The following is an 18,253-nucleotide window of genomic DNA, read 5'->3' on the forward strand; positions in this document are numbered from 1 at the left end:
GTTAATTATAAATTTAATATTATCAAATTTAAGGTAATATAATTTACATTTTCAGATGTAATCTCCATCAAAAAACCTAATCCTGCACTTGGTGGAAAAATGGATCTTTCAAAGTGGAATTTTAAGAAAAACGGTCCTGTAAATCTTGATGGACAGTGGGAGCTGTATGATCATCAATTGCTTGCTCCAGAAAATTTTACAAGAAAAAGCAGTGTAAAGCCAAGATTGACAGGATATATCAAACTTACTTCCACCAGGCAAAATGATAAAAATAATAAATTTATGGAACCCAAAGGAGTGAGAACTTACAGGTTAGTTGTGAAAGTAAAACCTTCCGATAAAGTATTTGGACTTAAACTTGAGAATGTGCGGACGAGCAATAAATTATTTGTAAATGGAATTTTAAGGGGCTTCAGTGGAAACCCTGCTGAAAAAAATAATGGATACCATGCTGGAATGATTCCTTATGATACATATTTTAATATTCAGGGAAGTAGAGCTGAAATAATTATCCAGTCTGCCAATTTTGGGTATCCTCTTAAGGGCACATTGTATAAAATATGCTTCGGACTTCAAAAAAATATCAGCTTCATGACTACTACCAATTCTTCCATTGAACTGGCGGGAACCATATTGATGTTTTTGCTTGCCGTTTATAGCTTGTATGTATATGCCGCATGGAAAAAGGACAAAAGTTTTTTATACCTTGGAATAAGCTTTCTGTCCTTTGCCGTCGACCTGCTTTTTAATGGAGAGAAACTGCTTGTACAGTTATTCCCGGTCATTCCATTTGAATTGGAATGTAAGATTAAGAAAATGGCAGTAATACTGACTATAGCATCCCTGGCCTGGATTATAAGGGAATTCAACAAAAACATATTGTCAAAAATCACTGTCAAAGCTGTCAATGTGATAAGTATAGTTTATGTACTGGTAGTTTTAACTGTCAGCTATCCTGTGTACATGTACCTGGATTTACCCAAATATATAGTTATCACGGCGTTTCTGATCATGATAATTTTAAAACTTACGGTTATGAACATAAAGGATACCTGTGGTTCCATGAATAAAAAAGAAGCCGGCCTTTTTCTGGAGGCTATAATATGTATCAGTATTTGCCTGGTGAATAATTTTTTATATGAATTGAATCTGACAAGCACCAAACTTGTGGGTTCTGCAGCACTCTGCGGATCTATGGTACTTTTATTTACTATTTTATCCAATGGGTTTTTGAATGCCTATAAAAATATGGAAAAAATGTCGGGGGAGCTCATAGGAATGGATAAGGTGAAGAATGAGTTTATTGCCAGGACTTCTTATGAACTCAAAGCTCCCCTCTATGGAATAATCAACATAACTGAGACCATAATCAAAGAGAACAGCGGTTATATGAAAGATGAAAATGTCAAAGATATAATAATACTGAAAGATATGGCTTTGAAGCTGACAAATATCGTAAATGACACACTGGACATAACTTTGCTGAAAAATGGACAGCTGAAGATAAGCATATGCACGGTGGATGTAAAAGTCTGTGCGAGTATAGTGGTGGAAAGCTACAAGTACATATTACAGAAGAAAAACATAAATATCATCAACAATATAAGGGAAGAGGTATTGGTAAAGGCAGATGAGAGCAGGATACAGCAGGTGATATTCAATCTGGTGGGCAATGCTGTAAAAAATATGGACAAAGGTACTATAAAGATAAGCTGCAGCAGAAAAGGTGACATGGTATATGTGTCGGTGGAGGATACAGGCCCAGGAATACCTGAGGACAAGCAGCATAAGGTTTTTATGCCCTATGAATCTTTGAATCCAGAGGGCATCGGGCTGGGTTTGTATATAACAAAACAGCTGGTGGAACTCATGAAGGGTGAAATATATCTGGACTGGTCGGAGAAGGGCAGGGGAAGCCGTTTTGTGTTTTCACTGCCGGTTTCAAAAGAAAAAAATGATGTCTATGAGGAGAACAGGAAGAGGAATGAAGAGTATTTCCACAGCCTGTCTTCTACAGATTATTCTGATACAGTACAGGGCAGAAAAAATGAAGGCACTATTTTGATAGTAGATGATGAAATATTCAATGTACAGACGGCCCTCAACATATTTTACAGGGAAGGATATAATATTTTAACTGCACTCTCGGGAGAAGAGGCCTTGAAAAAAGTAGAAGACAATAAAGTGGACCTGGTACTTCTTGATGTTATGATGCCGGGAATTTCCGGTATAGATGTATGCAGGAAGATCAGGGAAAAATACTCTCTTATAGAACTTCCCATACTCATATCCACCTTGAAAGACGTGAATTATGATCTGTTCCTGGGTTTTGAGGCAGGGGCCAATGATTTTATAACCAAGCCTTTTGAGGAAAGGGAAATCACTGCCAGGGTGAGGACACTGATTCAGCTGAAAAAATTCATGGAAGATGCGCTGAAAAATGAGATGGCTTTTCTTCAGGCACAGATAAAGCCGCATTTTCTGTACAATACCATAAGCACCATAATTTCCTTTTGTTATACCGATGGAGAAAAGGCAGCGCAGCTCCTCACCGATTTCAGCAGATATCTCAGATTAAATTTTGATATAGACAATAAGATGATGCTTGTACCATTAAGGCATGAGCTTGAAATGGTGGATGCCTATATTAAAATAGGGAAGGTACGTTTTGGCGACAAGGTTCACATCGAATATGACGTTGAGCATCAGATTATGGGAGAAAAAGTCCCCGTCCTCTGCATTCAGCCCTTAGTGGAAAATGCTGTAAAGCACGGCCTCCTGGGGAAAAGGGAAGGCGGAACCGTATATGTTTCTGCCAGTAAGGAAAAAAATACAATTCATATTTCAGTAAAGGACAACGGTATTGGCATGAATGATGAGAAACTTGAGGAACTTAGAAATAGTGAAGTTTACAATAATGGGGTTGGTTTTTCAAATATCAGCAGGAGAATTAGAAAACTTCAAAAGGGAGATATAGATATACACAGTATTGAGGGAAAAGGAACAATTGTTGATATGTTTATTAAAAGTTTATGAATAATTTATATGTCTTGCGGGGGGATAATTGATGAGAACTGTAATTGTAGAGGATGAAAGGCCTATACTGGAGCTGATGAAGCTGGTTATCGGCAGAAACAGGCATCTTGAAATAGTGGGGCAGTACACTGATTCCAGGGAGGCCATGGAAGGTATACCGGGACTTTTGCCGGATGTTGTTTTTGTAGATGTGGAGATGCCCTTTATGGATGGCATTGAACTTTCGAGAAAAATAAAAAATTTCAATGAAGATATCCAGATAGTTTTTGTAACCGTCTATGAAAAATATGCTCTGGATGCATTTAAGGTAGATGCGGTAAACTATATTTTAAAACCCATTACGGAAGAGGATTTAAATGCAACAGTAGACAGGCTTCTTAAAAACCGGCATGCAGCAGTGAAAAGCTCTGAAGATGACAAAAAGAACAAAATGTTTATTTTGGGATCCTTCAGGGTATACGGCAGTTCCGGAAGGGAAATCACCAGATGGTCCACTTCAAAGGTACAGGAGCTGTTTGCATATTTTGTACATAAGAAGGGAAAGTGCACAAGTAAATGGGAGCTTTGTGACATACTCTGGCCCAAATTCCATTCTAAAAAAGCTGAACACAACCTGTACAGTACCATATACAGGTTAAAAACTGTCCTCAATAAAGCAGAAATAGAAAATACAGTATACTGTGAAAATGGAAAATATGGAATGGATTTTGAAAGTTTTTACTGTGACAGCTGGGAATTCGAAAGTTTTATTGAAAATAATTCCTCGGTTGATGACAGGAATATAGGTGACTGGGAAAAAAATACGGCACTTTATAAGGGAGTGCTTTTTGGAAATGACGATTATCTATGGGATATGGAACTAAATGAAAAACTGGTGAGATACTATTCCCTAAGCACCAAAAATATAGCCAGATATTATATGAAGATGAAAATTTACAGTAAATCAGAGGAATATTTGAAAAAGGCAATTGCGGCAAATTCTTTTGACGAGGAGGCCCATGATCTCATGATGCAGATTTATTTTTATATGGGAAATAAGACAGCTCTGGTAAGACACTATAAAAAATTAAGTGATTTGTTCCAGAAGGAGCTCCACATAAAGCCTAAAGAATCAACCTTGAAGCTCTATAAAAGTCTGCTTATAAAATTGTAGGAAGTTCAAATCACAATCTGAATGAAGTTAAAGGTCAAAGCACTTTTAACTATAATTTTACACTGCAAGTAATTTATTAAAAAAGATGGCAGATCTTTTAAACCGGGAGCTCCCATCTTTTTTGTGAGTAATTTGTGAGTGATTTGTGAAGTTTATGTGACAAGAATAGAGTATTATTAAAAAGATAAAGTAAAAATGAATACTAATTAGTATCTGTTCTTACTTTATAGGGCTCTTTGAACAATAAAGCAGTAAAGTTATAAAATCATAATCCAAAAAACTTTATTTTTATTATTGTAAGGGTCTATATTTTTATTTCAGAAAGGAGGGAGAAAATGAAAAAGAAAAAATTTTCATCAATTGCAGTGGCAATATTGTTTGTGCTGCAGATATTTTCATCATTTGGCCCCATAGGAAGTGTAAAGGCAGATGAAAGCTCAAATCCGGCAGCTCCTGTAGATCTTACAGGTACATTTAAATTTATAACCGGAGTCACCCTTACAGACGAAAAGGGAAATGATATCAGTAAAGCAGAAAATGTGGACAAAAGTTCGGCAGTTAATGTAAACTATAAATTCTTAATCCCGGGAGGTACAATTGTAAATAAGGGGGATACCTACAAACTGCAGCTTCCTGAGCAGATTAAGATCTCAAGTGAACAGACAGAGGGCATTAAAGATTCTAACGGCAATACAATAGCAAGTCTGGATGTGGATACATCAGATAAGGCATTGATTACTTTCAATGGCACAGCAGCTTCTGATTCTGATGTAATTGGCAGTTTTGCCATATCCGCCGGATTCGATGAAGATAAAGTGGGAACAGAAAATCCTGCATCCATTGATTTTAAAATTGATGGACAAAGTCCTGTGACGGTGAATTTCAAGCAGGATACGTCATCAGAGGATACTAGCTCTTCCAGCACAATTGGGCAGACAGTTTCTCCAGGTGATGTTTCAGCATCTGCCGATACAACTACTGGCAGTGATATCACAGATTCATTTCATTTTATTACGGGATTCAGCGGCTTGACTGACAAGGATGGCAATAAATTGGATGATGATGTTGATGTCCCTAAAGATTCAGAAGTCCATGTTAATTATACATGGGGAATTCCTGATGATGTAACTGTTACTGCTGGTGATTATTATGATATTTCAATACCAAAACAAATTGAGATTACAAGTGCATCTTTGCCTAGTCAAATTGATTATGGTGGAAATACACTGGCTGATATCTCTATAGAAACTGGAAATGTAGTCAGATTTACATTTACAGATGCTGTAAATAGCTATAAAGGTGTTACTGGAGGACTTTCTGCAGCCTGCTATTTTAACAAGGATGAAATAGGGACAAATAACCCGGTTCCAATTGAATTTACCGTTCCTGGTGTGGGAAGTACTACTGTAAATATAGACTTTGACCAGCCATCACCAACAATTGTAAAAAGTGGGCATTATGATCCAGCAACTGATGAAATCACATGGACAATAACAGTAAACAAGGAAAATGTCAATGTGGCCAATGCTGTAGTGGAAGATACCATTAATAAAAATGAAGGACAAAAATTTGTCAGCGGCTCTATTACTATTCAAGATGGTAATAATCCATCCCAAAGTGTACCTGACGTAAATGCATATACTGATACAGACGGAGTTGAAAAGTTGACTTTTAACTTGGTCAATATAACAAAGCAGCAGATTATAACTTTCAAGACCAGTATACATGATGATCTGGCTGCCAAAGGTCAGGGTACGATACTTATAGTAATGAAGCTACTTTAAAATATGGAGAAGATATTAATAATCCTATTATTTTGCCTTCTTTACCTGCTACAGTGTCTGTACCTGTAAAACTGATAAGTAAAACTGGAACTTACGACGAAGCTAATAAGAAAATTAACTGGACAATCACTGTAAATGAAAGTGGAAGGACAATTGACAATGCAGTGGTCACTGATACTATTCCCGCCGGGCTGAAACTGGATCCCGAAACTATAAAAGTAGGAGATACCTCTGAGAGTGCTGATGCTGCTGCACCTACAACAGTTTCTTATACTTTTACGGATTATGCAACTGAAAGTACATTTAGTCATAGCCTGGGGAAAATAACGGGCCCCAGGGTTATTAAATTTTCGACTGCTGTAAATCCGGAAGTCTACAATCACAATAACGAAAAGGACAATCAATATATTAACACTGCCTATATAAACGGAAGCGGTATATTGGATGAGAGTGGTACTGGAAAAGGAACTCCTGGTACTGGTACTGTTCCTGTACCCACCAGTATCATCAGCAAAAGCGGGTCATATGATGCATCAGCGGTATTATTACCTGGACAATTACTATAAATGGTGATAAGACGACTGTTCCTGCCGGTGCAGTTGTTACGGACACTATTCCTGTAGATCAGACTTATGTATCTGGTTCTGCAAGTATAGATGATAGTTCAAATGGAGCGTTTACTACATTATCGGATAATCAGATTATTTATACCTTTACTAGCGATTTTAATAAAACTTATAATATAACCTTTAAGACGCAGGTAGTTGAAAAGGGTGATTATCAGGCAAATTCCAGTAAAAAATATACTAATGCTGCCAACATTAAAGTGCCCGGTGTAATAGACGAAAATGCCAATGGATCTGTAGATGTAAAAAGTAATGTAATTGACAAATCAGGTGCAGGATATGATTATAACTCTAAACTGATAACCTGGAAAATACTGATAAATGATAATAAGATGTCTGTAACCGGTGCTGTTGTAACTGATAATATTCCAAAGGGTTTGAAGTATGTTTCTGGTTCTGCAAAAATAATAGACGGAAATTATTCAGGAGATCTAGACAGTGCAACTCCCAGCACTTCTGCGGGGGGAAGTTTTAATGAACCGCAGCCAATTGATGATAGTTCAGCAGGAAAAATTGGGGATTCCGGAAATAATGGAACTCTCACTTATAAATTTCCCGATTCTTCCAATAGTAATACCTATACTATAATGTTTCAGACGGAGCTTGTAGATTTAAGTATTTTTACTACTCCGGGAAATCCTGAGGTAACAAATAGTGCTTATATAACTGGAGAGGGAATATATGGCACAGTAACGGATTCAGGCAGTCAAACCATTAGCAATCCGATAGTCACTAAAACTGCCGATCATCCTGATGGTAAGTCCTATATTAACTGGACATTGGACATAGCTCCCAATAATGTTGTAGATTTGTCCAATGCAATTATAAGTGATACTTTACAGGAAGGACTGTCATTAAATACGGATTCCGTAGAATTATATAATGCTACGGTAAATTCTTCTGATGGAACTCTCAGTCCAATTGGAGATAAGATAAAGCTTACCAAGGATAACGTGAAGTATGATCCTGATACCAGGTTATTTGAATTTACTTTTCCGGATGATTCGGATAATAAGCCTTTTGTACTTAAATTTGTAACCAATGTTACTGAAAATGGTACCTATGCGAATTCTGTTACATTTAAGGGAAAGACTTATAATTCCACAAATGATTCTGGATATGTAAAGTATGTCAGCGGAAGTGTCTGGGTAACTGGCACACCGGTAAGCATCAAAATTGTAAAGTCCGATAGTGATAATTCCCAGCCGTTAAGCGGGGCAGTATTCCAACTTCTGGATCAGTACGGAAACGTCAAGGCAACTTCTTCAGCTACAGTAAATGATGGTTCTGTTGTTTTTGATGGACTTTTGTATGACACAGATTATTATATTAAAGAAATAACGGCTCCTACAGGGTATAACCTCAATAGCACGGAATATAAATTCCAGCTTAATAAAAGTGATCAAAACAATTATGACTCTCAAGATGGAGTGTTTAAATTTGATGGAAGTGACAGTAGTCAGGCAACTTACAATTACAGGGACACCGTTATCAGAGGCAATATACAGTTCACCAAAACTGGAGAAGATGCAGATGAGGCGGGATTAAACGGAGCAGTATTTGGGCTGTATAAAGATTCAAGTTGCAATGATGCTGTTAAAGATTCCCAGGGCAAGAGTGTAACTGCAGCTAGCGAAGAGAATGGACGTGTTACATTTTCTAATGTTCCATATGGTACCTATTATATAAAAGAGATCGCTCCGCCAACAGGTTACAATCCTTCTGATAAGGTACTGACTGCGGCTATAGGAGATAATGACAATGGAAAGACTGTAGATGCTGTGTATAATGATGCAGATGGAAATCCTTCAAGTGTACTTTTCGACAACAAGATAAGGGGAAACATACAGTTCAAAAAGACAGATCAGAGTGGAAATCCTCTTAAAGGTGCGGTATTCACACTTTACAGAATTGGTGATGACGGTAAAACTCTTACAGCGGTGAAGGATGCTGACGGCAAGGATTTGACTGCAGCAAGCGGTGCAGATGATGCAGAGGGTGCAGCTGTTACAACTGGCAATGTGATATTTAGCAATATCGAGTATGGCAGCTATGTAATAAAGGAAACTGAAGCACCTCCAGGATATTACCTTTCATCCAAAGTGCTGGATGCAAGTATAACTGCTGACGGAAGCACTGTATATGCAAGACCTGAAGGAGATGCTGGAACGGGTGTATACAGCCTTTCAGATACGAAGATTCCGGGCGGCGGCAGTGTAGGTATTCAGGGAACCATAAGTGTGAAGAAAACCGACGATGGCGGAAATGCTTTGAGCGGTGCGGTATTTACACTCTATAATGACAGCGGCAATCCGGTTCAGACTGCAACTACAGATGCCGGCGGAACTGCCCGGTTTACCAAAGTACAGCCGGGGAAATACACTGTGAAGGAAACCACAGCTCCTGCAGGATATGTGCTTTCTTCCCAGGTAATTCCTGTGGAAATAAACATGAGCAAGACCTATGACATCGGAACTGTGAAAGATACTAAAAATGCAGCCTCCATTGAAGTGAAGAAGACAGATGCCAGCGGAAATCCACTCAGCGGAGCCAAATTCACACTGTACAACAGCGGTGTGGAAACGGCCTCGGCAGTCAGCGGGCAGGACGGAATTGCAAGATTTGACAATGTGGTTTATGGAAGCTACACTATCAAAGAGACAGCGGCACCTGCCGGATATGATTTGAACGGGAAGACATTGAGTGTCAATGTGGATTCTTCGAAGACATATCAGTTTACCGTAGTGGATGAAAAGGGAACCCCGAATCCGAATAATCCGGGAGGGACCCCGAATCCGAACAATCCAGGTGGAACTCCAAACCCGAACAATCCGGGAGGGACCCCGAATCCGAACAATCCGGGAGGAACTCCTAATCCCAGCAATCCAGGCGGAACTCCGTCTGAAAATATTTCCAAGGGACTTCCTAAAACGGGGAGTATGGTAGATACTGCAGTACTGCTGGTAATTGGAATGATGGCAGTTCTTGCAGGGATCTGGATGATGATGAGAAGTAAAAGATCAGAAAAAAACATCTAGGCGAAATTAAGTGACAGGAAGATGGTGTTTCCCGGGATATTGGGAAGCACCATCTTTTATATAATACATTTTTATAAACAGGTCATGATCTGCAGATACATGCCTGAAAGGATTTATCTTAAAACATTAAAAAAGGGAGCTGGACTTTACCTAAAATACCTGGAAAAAGATAATGCCATAACTGAATATATAAAACAACTTAAAGGTTGACATTGATAGTTGAAAGTTTTCAGTGAAGAGTGAAAAATTAATGAAGATTTTTCACTCTTAATTTTTTGCTTCAAATTTTGAACTTATAAAAAAATATTTGACTAGAACAGGACAATGCAGTAAAATATATTTTGCATACGAAATATTTTTATGCGAAACATAAGAATATTCTGAAAGGAAGAGAGGACATGAGCGATGTAGAAGATGGAATAAAGCTGCTTAGAACAATAAAAAGGGTGATGAAGAATGCACACAGGATTATGGGGAGGCGGTTTAAGGAACTTAATCTAACTGGACCACAATTGTTTGTGGTGATGAATCTTATGCGTCATGGAAAAATGAAGATAAGTGATCTGGGTGAAAAGATGAGTTTGTCCAATAGCACTGTGTCGGGAATTATCGATAGACTGGAGAGACAAAATGTTGTAAAAAGAACCAGGAGCAGGGAGGACAGAAGAATAGTCTATGTGAGTGTTACTCCCGAATTTAAAAAGATCGCTGATGCAAAGCATGAGGAAGTTGATAGGATATTTCAATCCATGATAGATGTGGCTACCCCGGAGGAAATGGATATAATAAGCAGGGGGTTGTATACATTGGAAAAAGTAATGAATAGACAGAAAATGAATGGGGAGTGAAGACATAATGCTTAAATTGATGAAATACCTGAAGCCGTTTATTGTGCTTGTTATAAGTGCAGTAATTTTACTTTTCATACAGGCAATGTGTGATCTTGCCCTGCCGGACTACATGTCTAATATTGTAAATGTAGGAATACAGCAGAGCGGTATCGAAAATGCAGTGCCGAAAGCAGTGAGAGAAAGTGAAATGAACAGACTTTTAGTATTTATGAATGAAAATGATAGACAGCAGATCTTAAAAAATTATACATTTGTGAATAAATCCAGCCTCAATTACAGTGGATATCTCAAGGATTATCCAGGACTTGAAAGTGAACCCCTGTATGTTTTAAAAAATATAGATGAGCCGCAGATTGACAGGATGAATCCTGTAATGGGAAAGGCCTTCCTGGCTGTTTCCGGTGTGGAAAAAATTAAAGATAGTGCAGGAAATGGAGTTATAAATTTTAACGGGCAGAAGATACCTGCAAATACGGATCTATTTGCACTGTTTTCAAAACTCCCTGAAACGCAGCGGCTGAAAATAAGTGAAAGTATGAATAAAAAATTTACTTCAATGGGTGACAGCATGATAATACAGGCCTCATCGGCCTCAATCAGGGATGAATATGAGAAAATAGGAATGAATACTGATAAAATTCAGAGCAGATATATTGTCCATATGGGTGTAATCATGCTTCTAATTTCTCTGCTTGGTGCAGTCTGTACCATTGCGGTAGGGCTTATAGGGGCTAGAATTGCAGCGGGATTATCAAAAAATTTGCGTAGAGATCTGTTTACCAAAGTGGAGAGCTTTTCCAGTGAGGAATTCAATAGATTTTCAACAGCATCGCTTATAACAAGAACTACCAACGACATCACCCAGATACAGCTGGTTGTTTTTCTTGCAGTGAGAATGCTTATATATGCACCTATTTTAGGTGTGGGGGGAGTTTTGAAGGTTTTAAGCAAGAGTACTTCCATGACCTGGATCATTGCCCTGGCGGTGGTGATTCTATTGGGCTTAATCGGCAGCATATTTGCAGTTGCCTTCCCAAAATTTAAAATTGTGCAGAAACTGGTAGATAAATTGAATCTCATTACCCGTGAAAATCTGTCTGGAATGATGGTGGTAAGGGCATTTAATACTCAAAAGTTTGAAGAGAAAAGATTTGATAGGGCAAATCAGGAACTGACAGATACAAACTTGTTTATAAATCGTGTCATGTCTGCCATGTTTCCAGCCATGATGCTCATAATGAATGGTGTCACAATACTCATAGTCTGGGTTGGTGCGCATCAGATTGCAAGTTCAAGTATGCAGGTGGGAGATATGATGGCATTCATGCAGTATGCCATGCAGATTATATTTGCCTTTCTCATGATGTCCTTTATGTTTATTCTTATACCAAGGGCCTCGGTATCTGCCCAGAGAGTCAATGAAGTTCTGGAAGTAAAGCCCTCCATTGTAGATCCAGAAAAGCCCCTGCACTTTCCTGATGAAGTTAAAGGTGTTATAGAATTTAAAAATGTTTCTTTCAGATATGAAGGTGCAGAAAAAGATGTATTAAAGAACATAAGCTTTAAGGCTCTTCCAGGTCAGACAACAGCCTTTATTGGTTCCACCGGTTCAGGTAAATCCACTCTTGTCAATTTGGTGCCGCGTTTTTATGATGTAACCGGGGGACAGATTTTTATCGATGGAATTGATATAAGAAAAGTTGCACAGCGTGAGCTTAGAGATCTAATTGGTTATGTACCCCAGAAAGGTGCATTGTTTAAAGGTACTATTGAATCCAATTTGAAATATGCCAGAGATAGTGCGTCGGACAGTGATATGGAAGAAGCGGCGAGAATTGCCCAGGCGAAAGAATTTATTGATGAAAAACCGGAAAGATTTGAAAGTGAAATTTCCCAGGGAGGTTCAAATGTATCGGGAGGACAGAAGCAGAGGCTGTCTATTGCCCGTGCCCTCGTGAAAAGGCCGAAGATCTATATATTCGATGATAGTTTTTCCGCACTTGATTTTAAGACCGATTCTGCTCTTAGAAAGGCTCTTAAAACCGAGACAGAGTCAAGCACCATTCTTATAGTTGCCCAGCGTATTTCCACAATCAAGAATGCGCAGCAGATAGTAGTGCTTGAAAAGGGAGAGATAGTTGGAATTGGCACCCATGGTGAATTAATGGAGGAATGTGAAACCTATAGGGAAATCGCATTATCACAGCTGTCTAAGGAGGAATTGGCATGAGTGAACACAATAACAGACGGAAACCTTCTTTAAGGAAAAATAGGGGACCGAGAGGTATGATAATTGCCGGGGAAAAAGCCCACAACTTTAAAGGTACTATGAAAAAACTCATGGGTTACCTGGGTATATATAAGATATCAATTGCTGTTGTAGTTATTTTTGCCGTTGCAAGTACTGTATTTTCCATAGTGGGACCTAAGATACTGGGAAAAGCTACCACCAAATTATTTGAAGGTGTTATGGCAAAGATATCTGGTACCGGAAATATAGATTTTGCCTATATAGGGAGAATAATTGTGCTGCTGGCAGTCTTATATACGATTGGTTCATTGTTCGCCTACGTTCAGGGTTGGATAATGTCCGGAGTGTCCATGAAGATAAGCTATAAATTCAGAAAGGATATTTCGGAGAAAATCAATCGTATGCCTTTAAAATATTTTGACAGGACGAATCATGGTGAGGTACTGTCCAGGGTTACCAATGATGTGGATACTTTAAGTCAGACTCTTAATCAGAGTTTAGGACAGATCATCACTTCTGTTACCATGGTTTTAGGAGTGCTGGTTATGATGTTCAGTATAAGTTGGCAGATGACCCTTGTGGCACTCTGTATAATTCCCGTATCTCTGGGACTCATAATGCTCATTGTTAAATATTCACAGAAGTATTTCAAACAGCAGCAGGACTACCTTGGAAATTTAAATGGACATGTGGAAGAGATGTATGGCGGTCATATTGTGATGAAGGCCTTCAATGGTGAAAAAGACAGTATTAAAAAATTTGACAGGATGAATAAAAGGCTTTTCGGATCAGCCTGGAAATCTCAGTTTTTATCTGGTATAATGATGCCCATGATGAACTTTGTAGGCAACCTGGGGTATGTTGCAATATGTATTTTGGGAGGTTGGCTGGCAGCAAAGAAGGCTATTGAAGTAGGTGATATTCAGGCATTTGTCCAGTATGTTCGATCCTTTACCCAGCCTATTTCACAGATTGCCAATATTTCAAATATACTTCAGCAGACAGCAGCATCAGCGGAGCGTATTTTTGAATTCCTGGAGGAGGAAGAGGAAACTCCTGAAACTTCTGATGCAGTTAAACCTGAAAATATACGGGGTCATGTAGAATTTAAGAATGTTCATTTTGGATATGATCCGGATAAAATTGTTATAAATAATTTTTCAGCTTCTGTTAAGCCCGGTCAGAGAATTGCAGTCGTAGGCCCTACGGGAGCTGGTAAAACTACAATCATTAAACTTCTCATGCGCTTCTACGATATAAATGCCGGACAGATTCTTGTGGACGGCCATGATATAAGGACTTTTACGAGAAAGGATCTCAGATCCATATTTGGCATGGTGCTTCAGGATGCATGGCTTTACAATGGCAGTATAATGGAGAACATTCGTTACGGACGTATTGGTGCAACTGATGAAGAAGTTGTTTCAGCAGCAAAGGCGGCCCATGTGGACAGCTTTGTTCACACTCTGCCAGATGGATACAATATGATACTGAATGAAGAAACTTCAAATGTATCCCAGGGACAGAAACAGCTGCTCACCATTGCAAGGGCAATACTTGCAAATCCCAGGATACTTATTTTGGATGAGGCTACGAGCTCTGTGGATACCCGTACGGAATTGCAGATTCAAAAGGCCATGGATAATCTCATGAAAGGCCGTACAAGTTTTATAATTGCCCACCGCCTTTCTACGATCCGTGATGCCGACCTGATACTTGTCATGGATCACGGTGATATTGTTGAGCAGGGAAAGCATGTTGAACTTCTTAAAAAGAACGGAGTGTATGCAGATCTCTACAACAGTCAGTTTGAAACTGCGTAAATTAATAAGGTCGAGAAAAGTTTCAGTAGACTTTCTTGGCCTTATTAATTTTAACTTTATGCAGTTTTTTGAATTTACTGTATAATGTGTACTTATCTATATACTAAAGTATTTTAATTATTTTAACAAAAATTTTGACAAAAATACTACTTAGTAATAAAATATGCCTATATATATTTGTAAATTTTCATATATGACGGACATATTTCAAATACTGCATATCCGCCATACTCAAACAATTATGAATAAATGTATTTTTAATATTCATGATGAATTTGGCAGCAAATATATAAAAAAAGATTGGGAGGCTATTTTATATGAGCACTGAAGAAATTGAAAAGTTAAAGCAGCTGGTATGTAAAACTATCGATGCCAATTCCGGAAAGATAATAGACTTTTCAAAATCTGTGGAGAAAGAACCAGAGCTGGGATTTAAAGAAGAAAAGACATCTAAAAAGGTAAGGGATATTTTTGACAGCATAGGCCTGAAGCATAGAGATGGACTGGCTATTACTGGAGTAAAGGCAAAATTGAAGGATGGGCATGATGGTATAAATGTAGCTGTTCTCGGAGAGTTGGATGCAGTCATATGCAGGGGAAATAAAAATACAGATCCTGAAACAGGGGCGGCTCATACCTGCGGACATCATCTGCAGTTGGGAGCTTTGATTGGCTCGGCTATAGGTTTGAAGTTATCTGGAATTGCAGATAAATTAAATGGGAATGTGACTTTTATGGCAGTGCCATCGGAAGAATGTATTGAATTTGCCTACAGACAAAAGCTAATACAGCAGGGAAAAATTCATTTTTTAGGTGGAAAACAGGAACTCATATATCAAGGTGAATTTGACGATGTAGATATAGCCATGATGATGCATTCCATGAAAAATTGTCCAAATCCTACTGTACTTTTGGGAAAATCTAGTAATGGATTTTTAGCCAAAACCATACAGTATATAGGAAAGGCAGCCCATGCAGCTGAGGCACCAGAACAGGGGATAAATGCATTAAATGCTGCAATGATTGGGCTTATGGGCGTAAATGCCCTTAGAGAAACTTTTAAAGACGAAGATTATATAAGATTTCATCCTATTATTACAAAAGGTGGAGATGTAGTAAACAGTGTTCCCGATGATGTCAGAATTGAAAGTTATGTTCGTGCAAGGACTATAGATGCCATGGTGAAGACAAATGAAAAAGTTGACAGGGCACTTAAAGCCGGGGGAGATGCAGTGGGTGCAAAAACTGTTATCAGGACCATACCGGGATATTTGCCTCTTGAATGTTCACAGGAATTAAATGATATGTACAGGCGAAATTGCAGTGAACTTTTACCTGAAAGCGGTGTGCTGGAAGGAGGACATTTTTTTGCTTCTACAGACATGGGTGACGTATCTCAATTGATTCCAAGTATACACCCTTATATAGGTGGAGTCAGCGGCAGCCTCCATGAAAAAGATTTTAATGTGGAAGATTATTATGCGGCCTGTGTACTTCCTGCAAAGTTATTTGCAATGCTCATAGTAGATCTGCTGGCCGGCAGTGCAGAAAAAGGTAAAGACGTAATCAAGAATTTTAAACCTCAATTGTCCAAGGAAGAATATTTAAAAATTTTAAATGGATTCAATAAAGTAATAGGAGGGGAAAAATGTTAAAAAAGTACGTCAAAATTTTTGTATTGGCTTTTATATTGGTTGTAATAGCCGAGCTCATAGGAGAGAAGAAAATTAAGTTTGGACCTGGATATCTGGTATTTTTGCCCATGCTCTTTGCCCTGATCATGGGGCTTATTATAAGTCTTCCCAAATTGAAGATTATTTCTGATAAAGAAATGAGTTTGTCAAATGAGATTATGGGAATTGCTGTAATACTGTTCGTAGCTAAAATAGGTGCTACAATGGGACCTTCTATTGTTGCACTCGTAGAATCAGGCTGGGCACTTTGTTTTCAGGAGCTCGGTCATTTCTTTGGTACCGTTGTTTTGGGCCTTCCAATTGCTGTTTTGCTGGGACTTGGACGTGAAGCTGTAGGAGCTACTTTTTCGATTGATCGTGAGCCCAACATTGCTATAATTTCAGAAAGATATGGCATGGATTCTCCCGAAGGCCGTGGAGTTATGGGGATATATATCTGTGGAACATTGTTTGGTGCAGCTTATATAGGGCTTCTTGCAGGTTATATGGGATCTCTTAAGATATTCAATCCCCTGGCTCTTGCCATGGGTTCAGGCGTGGGATCCGGAAGTATGATGGCAGCAGCTTCGGGCGCTATTGCAGCTGTGTTTCCATCAGAAGCCAAGGAAATAGCCAGCTTTTCAGCAGCTTCCAATTTACTTACTACTATAATAGGAATATATTTTACCTTATTTATCTCTCTACCGGTTGCAAATAAGTTCTATGATTGGCTGCAGCCTAGAATTGGAAGAAATAGAAAAAAGAGTGGGGGAAGATTAAAATGAAAAAATTTATTCAGGAAGCCGTTATTTTATTGGGAGTTGGAATAATTGCGCTTATTGGAAATAGTATAAATGATAAAGTGCCTTTAGGAGTTGGATTTATTGGAATGCTCATATTGATTTGCATTACTCTGGCTGGAATTATCATAAAAAAAATTATTCCAATTAATCTGCCTATGGTATTTTGGGTATCTATAGTAGCTGTTTTGGTGACATGCCCCCTCAATCCCTATGGTGCCTATCTGGATAAGCAATATCTTGACAAAGTAAATATGCTGGCCCTTACAACACCGGTTTTGGCTTTTGCAGGTCTATCTCTTGGAAAAGATTTAAAACTTTTCAAAGAACTGAGCTGGAAAATAGTAATTGTAGCCCTTACTGTTTACACCGGAACTTTTGTATTTGCAACCTTAATTGCACAATTTGTTTTAAAAATTACCGGTAAAATATAGAATGGGGACTGACCCCCTTACATTTTTTGTAAGGGGGTCAGTCCCCATCTTGAAAATATGTGCTTCACGTGATATTATAAGCAGAGAAGGTAAATGATTATCAGAAGGGGGAAAGCGTAGATGGCAAACAATAGTTTTAGTATACTTGAAATGCTTAAAATAGCTGTATTGATGGAAGAAGAAGGCTATAAATTTTATACTAACGGTATTAACCACACCACTGGCAAAACTCAAAAATTTTTGAAAGTTGCTGCAGGCCAGGAGTTTGTTCACAAGGAAAAATTTCAAAAACTTTATGATAAAATTTCTCAGAATAAAGAAATTGAATCCGAATATCTTCTGGACAGTGAAGTGTCTGGATATCTTAAGGGACTTATTGAAGACAGGGTTTTTGATAAAAGCGAGCAGCCTGAGGATGCATTTAAGGATTTGAAAACTGCTATACAGCATGCAGTTAAAACGGAGGAACTTACGGTTCAGGTATATTCCCATATGTATGAGGGAATTTCTAAAAAAGATGCAAAAGATATACTGTCCGTTATATTAGAGGAAGAAAAAGGACATGTGGCATATTTTTCAAAATTACTTAAGGATATAGTAGATTGATAAGTTTATATCATAAAATTGAAAATATGAAGAATTTGATGCGTTGAAGAGAATATTATGACTCTCTATGTAACGCATCTTATTTTTTGATTTTTTTTAAGACAAATTGGAAACGATTGTATCCCTGCTTGTGCCTAAAAATATATATAGTAATATATAGCTGAAAAAAATAATAAAT

Annotated in this window: 12 protein-coding genes; all 12 read left to right on the top strand. The window is 38.2% G+C overall.

Annotated features, from left to right (window positions below; all coding sequences use genetic code 11):
- The first annotated feature begins 99 nt into the window (after positions 1-99).
- Entirely contained in the window at positions 100-3,036 is a 2,937-nt protein-coding gene (locus J5G60_RS08195) for an ATP-binding protein (protein WP_150355589.1), read from the top strand.
- A 31-nt stretch (positions 3,037-3,067) separates the two neighbouring features.
- Positions 3,068-4,189, top strand: a complete 1,122-nt coding sequence (locus tag J5G60_RS08200) for a response regulator (protein WP_150355588.1) — start codon at positions 3,068-3,070, stop codon at positions 4,187-4,189.
- A 335-nt stretch (positions 4,190-4,524) separates the two neighbouring features.
- Positions 4,525-5,973: an Ig-like domain-containing protein gene (locus J5G60_RS08205; RefSeq protein WP_150355587.1), complete on the top strand. Its 1,449-nt coding sequence runs from the start codon at positions 4,525-4,527 to the stop codon at positions 5,971-5,973.
- Positions 5,974-6,005: 32 nt separating this feature from the next.
- On the top strand, positions 6,006-6,539 hold the full coding sequence (locus J5G60_RS08210) for a collagen binding domain-containing protein (RefSeq protein WP_190972144.1): 534 nt from the start codon (positions 6,006-6,008) through the stop codon (positions 6,537-6,539).
- Between the two features lie 260 nt (positions 6,540-6,799).
- Positions 6,800-9,637: a SpaA isopeptide-forming pilin-related protein gene (locus tag J5G60_RS08215; RefSeq protein WP_150355585.1), complete on the top strand. Its 2,838-nt coding sequence runs from the start codon at positions 6,800-6,802 to the stop codon at positions 9,635-9,637.
- 398 nt (positions 9,638-10,035) lie between these two features.
- Positions 10,036-10,485, top strand: a complete 450-nt coding sequence (locus tag J5G60_RS08220) for a MarR family winged helix-turn-helix transcriptional regulator (protein WP_150355584.1) — start codon at positions 10,036-10,038, stop codon at positions 10,483-10,485.
- Positions 10,486-10,492: 7 nt separating this feature from the next.
- A complete protein-coding gene (locus tag J5G60_RS08225) occupies positions 10,493-12,718 on the top strand; it encodes an ABC transporter ATP-binding protein (protein WP_150355583.1) in 2,226 nt (741 codons plus the stop codon).
- Positions 12,715-14,562, top strand: coding sequence for an ABC transporter ATP-binding protein (locus tag J5G60_RS08230; protein WP_150355582.1), 1,848 nt, complete (start codon positions 12,715-12,717; stop codon positions 14,560-14,562). The genes J5G60_RS08225 and J5G60_RS08230 overlap by 4 nt, the downstream gene beginning before the upstream one ends.
- A 317-nt stretch (positions 14,563-14,879) precedes the next feature.
- Positions 14,880-16,217: an amidohydrolase gene (locus J5G60_RS08235; RefSeq protein WP_150355581.1), complete on the top strand. Its 1,338-nt coding sequence runs from the start codon at positions 14,880-14,882 to the stop codon at positions 16,215-16,217.
- Positions 16,211-17,020: a DUF3100 domain-containing protein gene (locus J5G60_RS08240; RefSeq protein ID WP_150355580.1), complete on the top strand. Its 810-nt coding sequence runs from the start codon at positions 16,211-16,213 to the stop codon at positions 17,018-17,020. The genes J5G60_RS08235 and J5G60_RS08240 overlap by 7 nt, the downstream gene beginning before the upstream one ends.
- A complete protein-coding gene (locus J5G60_RS08245) occupies positions 17,017-17,469 on the top strand; it encodes a hypothetical protein (RefSeq protein ID WP_150355579.1) in 453 nt (150 codons plus the stop codon). Before J5G60_RS08240 ends, J5G60_RS08245 begins: the two co-directional genes overlap by 4 nt.
- 120 nt (positions 17,470-17,589) lie before the next feature.
- Positions 17,590-18,075: a ferritin family protein gene (locus tag J5G60_RS08250; RefSeq protein ID WP_150355578.1), complete on the top strand. Its 486-nt coding sequence runs from the start codon at positions 17,590-17,592 to the stop codon at positions 18,073-18,075.
- Positions 18,076-18,253 lie beyond the last annotated feature (178 nt).

This window comes from Clostridium sp. HV4-5-A1G, from assembly GCF_900184915.1.
Taxonomy (GTDB): Bacteria; Bacillota; Clostridia; order Clostridiales; family Clostridiaceae; genus Clostridium_B; species Clostridium_B aromativorans.

Bases quoted from the DNA above. Each gene is read 5' to 3' on its own strand.
- J5G60_RS08195 (WP_150355589.1), top strand. From the start codon at position 100: ATGGATCTTTCAAAGTGGAATTTTAAGAAAAACGGTCCTGTAAATCTT.
- J5G60_RS08200 (WP_150355588.1), top strand. From the start codon at position 3,068: ATGAGAACTGTAATTGTAGAGGATGAAAGGCCTATACTGGAGCTGATG.
- J5G60_RS08205 (WP_150355587.1), top strand. From the start codon at position 4,525: ATGAAAAAGAAAAAATTTTCATCAATTGCAGTGGCAATATTGTTTGTG.
- J5G60_RS08220 (WP_150355584.1), top strand. From the start codon at position 10,036: ATGAGCGATGTAGAAGATGGAATAAAGCTGCTTAGAACAATAAAAAGG.
- J5G60_RS08225 (WP_150355583.1), top strand. From the start codon at position 10,493: ATGCTTAAATTGATGAAATACCTGAAGCCGTTTATTGTGCTTGTTATA.
- J5G60_RS08230 (WP_150355582.1), top strand. From the start codon at position 12,715: ATGAGTGAACACAATAACAGACGGAAACCTTCTTTAAGGAAAAATAGG.
- J5G60_RS08235 (WP_150355581.1), top strand. From the start codon at position 14,880: ATGAGCACTGAAGAAATTGAAAAGTTAAAGCAGCTGGTATGTAAAACT.
- J5G60_RS08240 (WP_150355580.1), top strand. From the start codon at position 16,211: ATGTTAAAAAAGTACGTCAAAATTTTTGTATTGGCTTTTATATTGGTT.
- J5G60_RS08245 (WP_150355579.1), top strand. From the start codon at position 17,017: ATGAAAAAATTTATTCAGGAAGCCGTTATTTTATTGGGAGTTGGAATA.
- J5G60_RS08250 (WP_150355578.1), top strand. From the start codon at position 17,590: ATGGCAAACAATAGTTTTAGTATACTTGAAATGCTTAAAATAGCTGTA.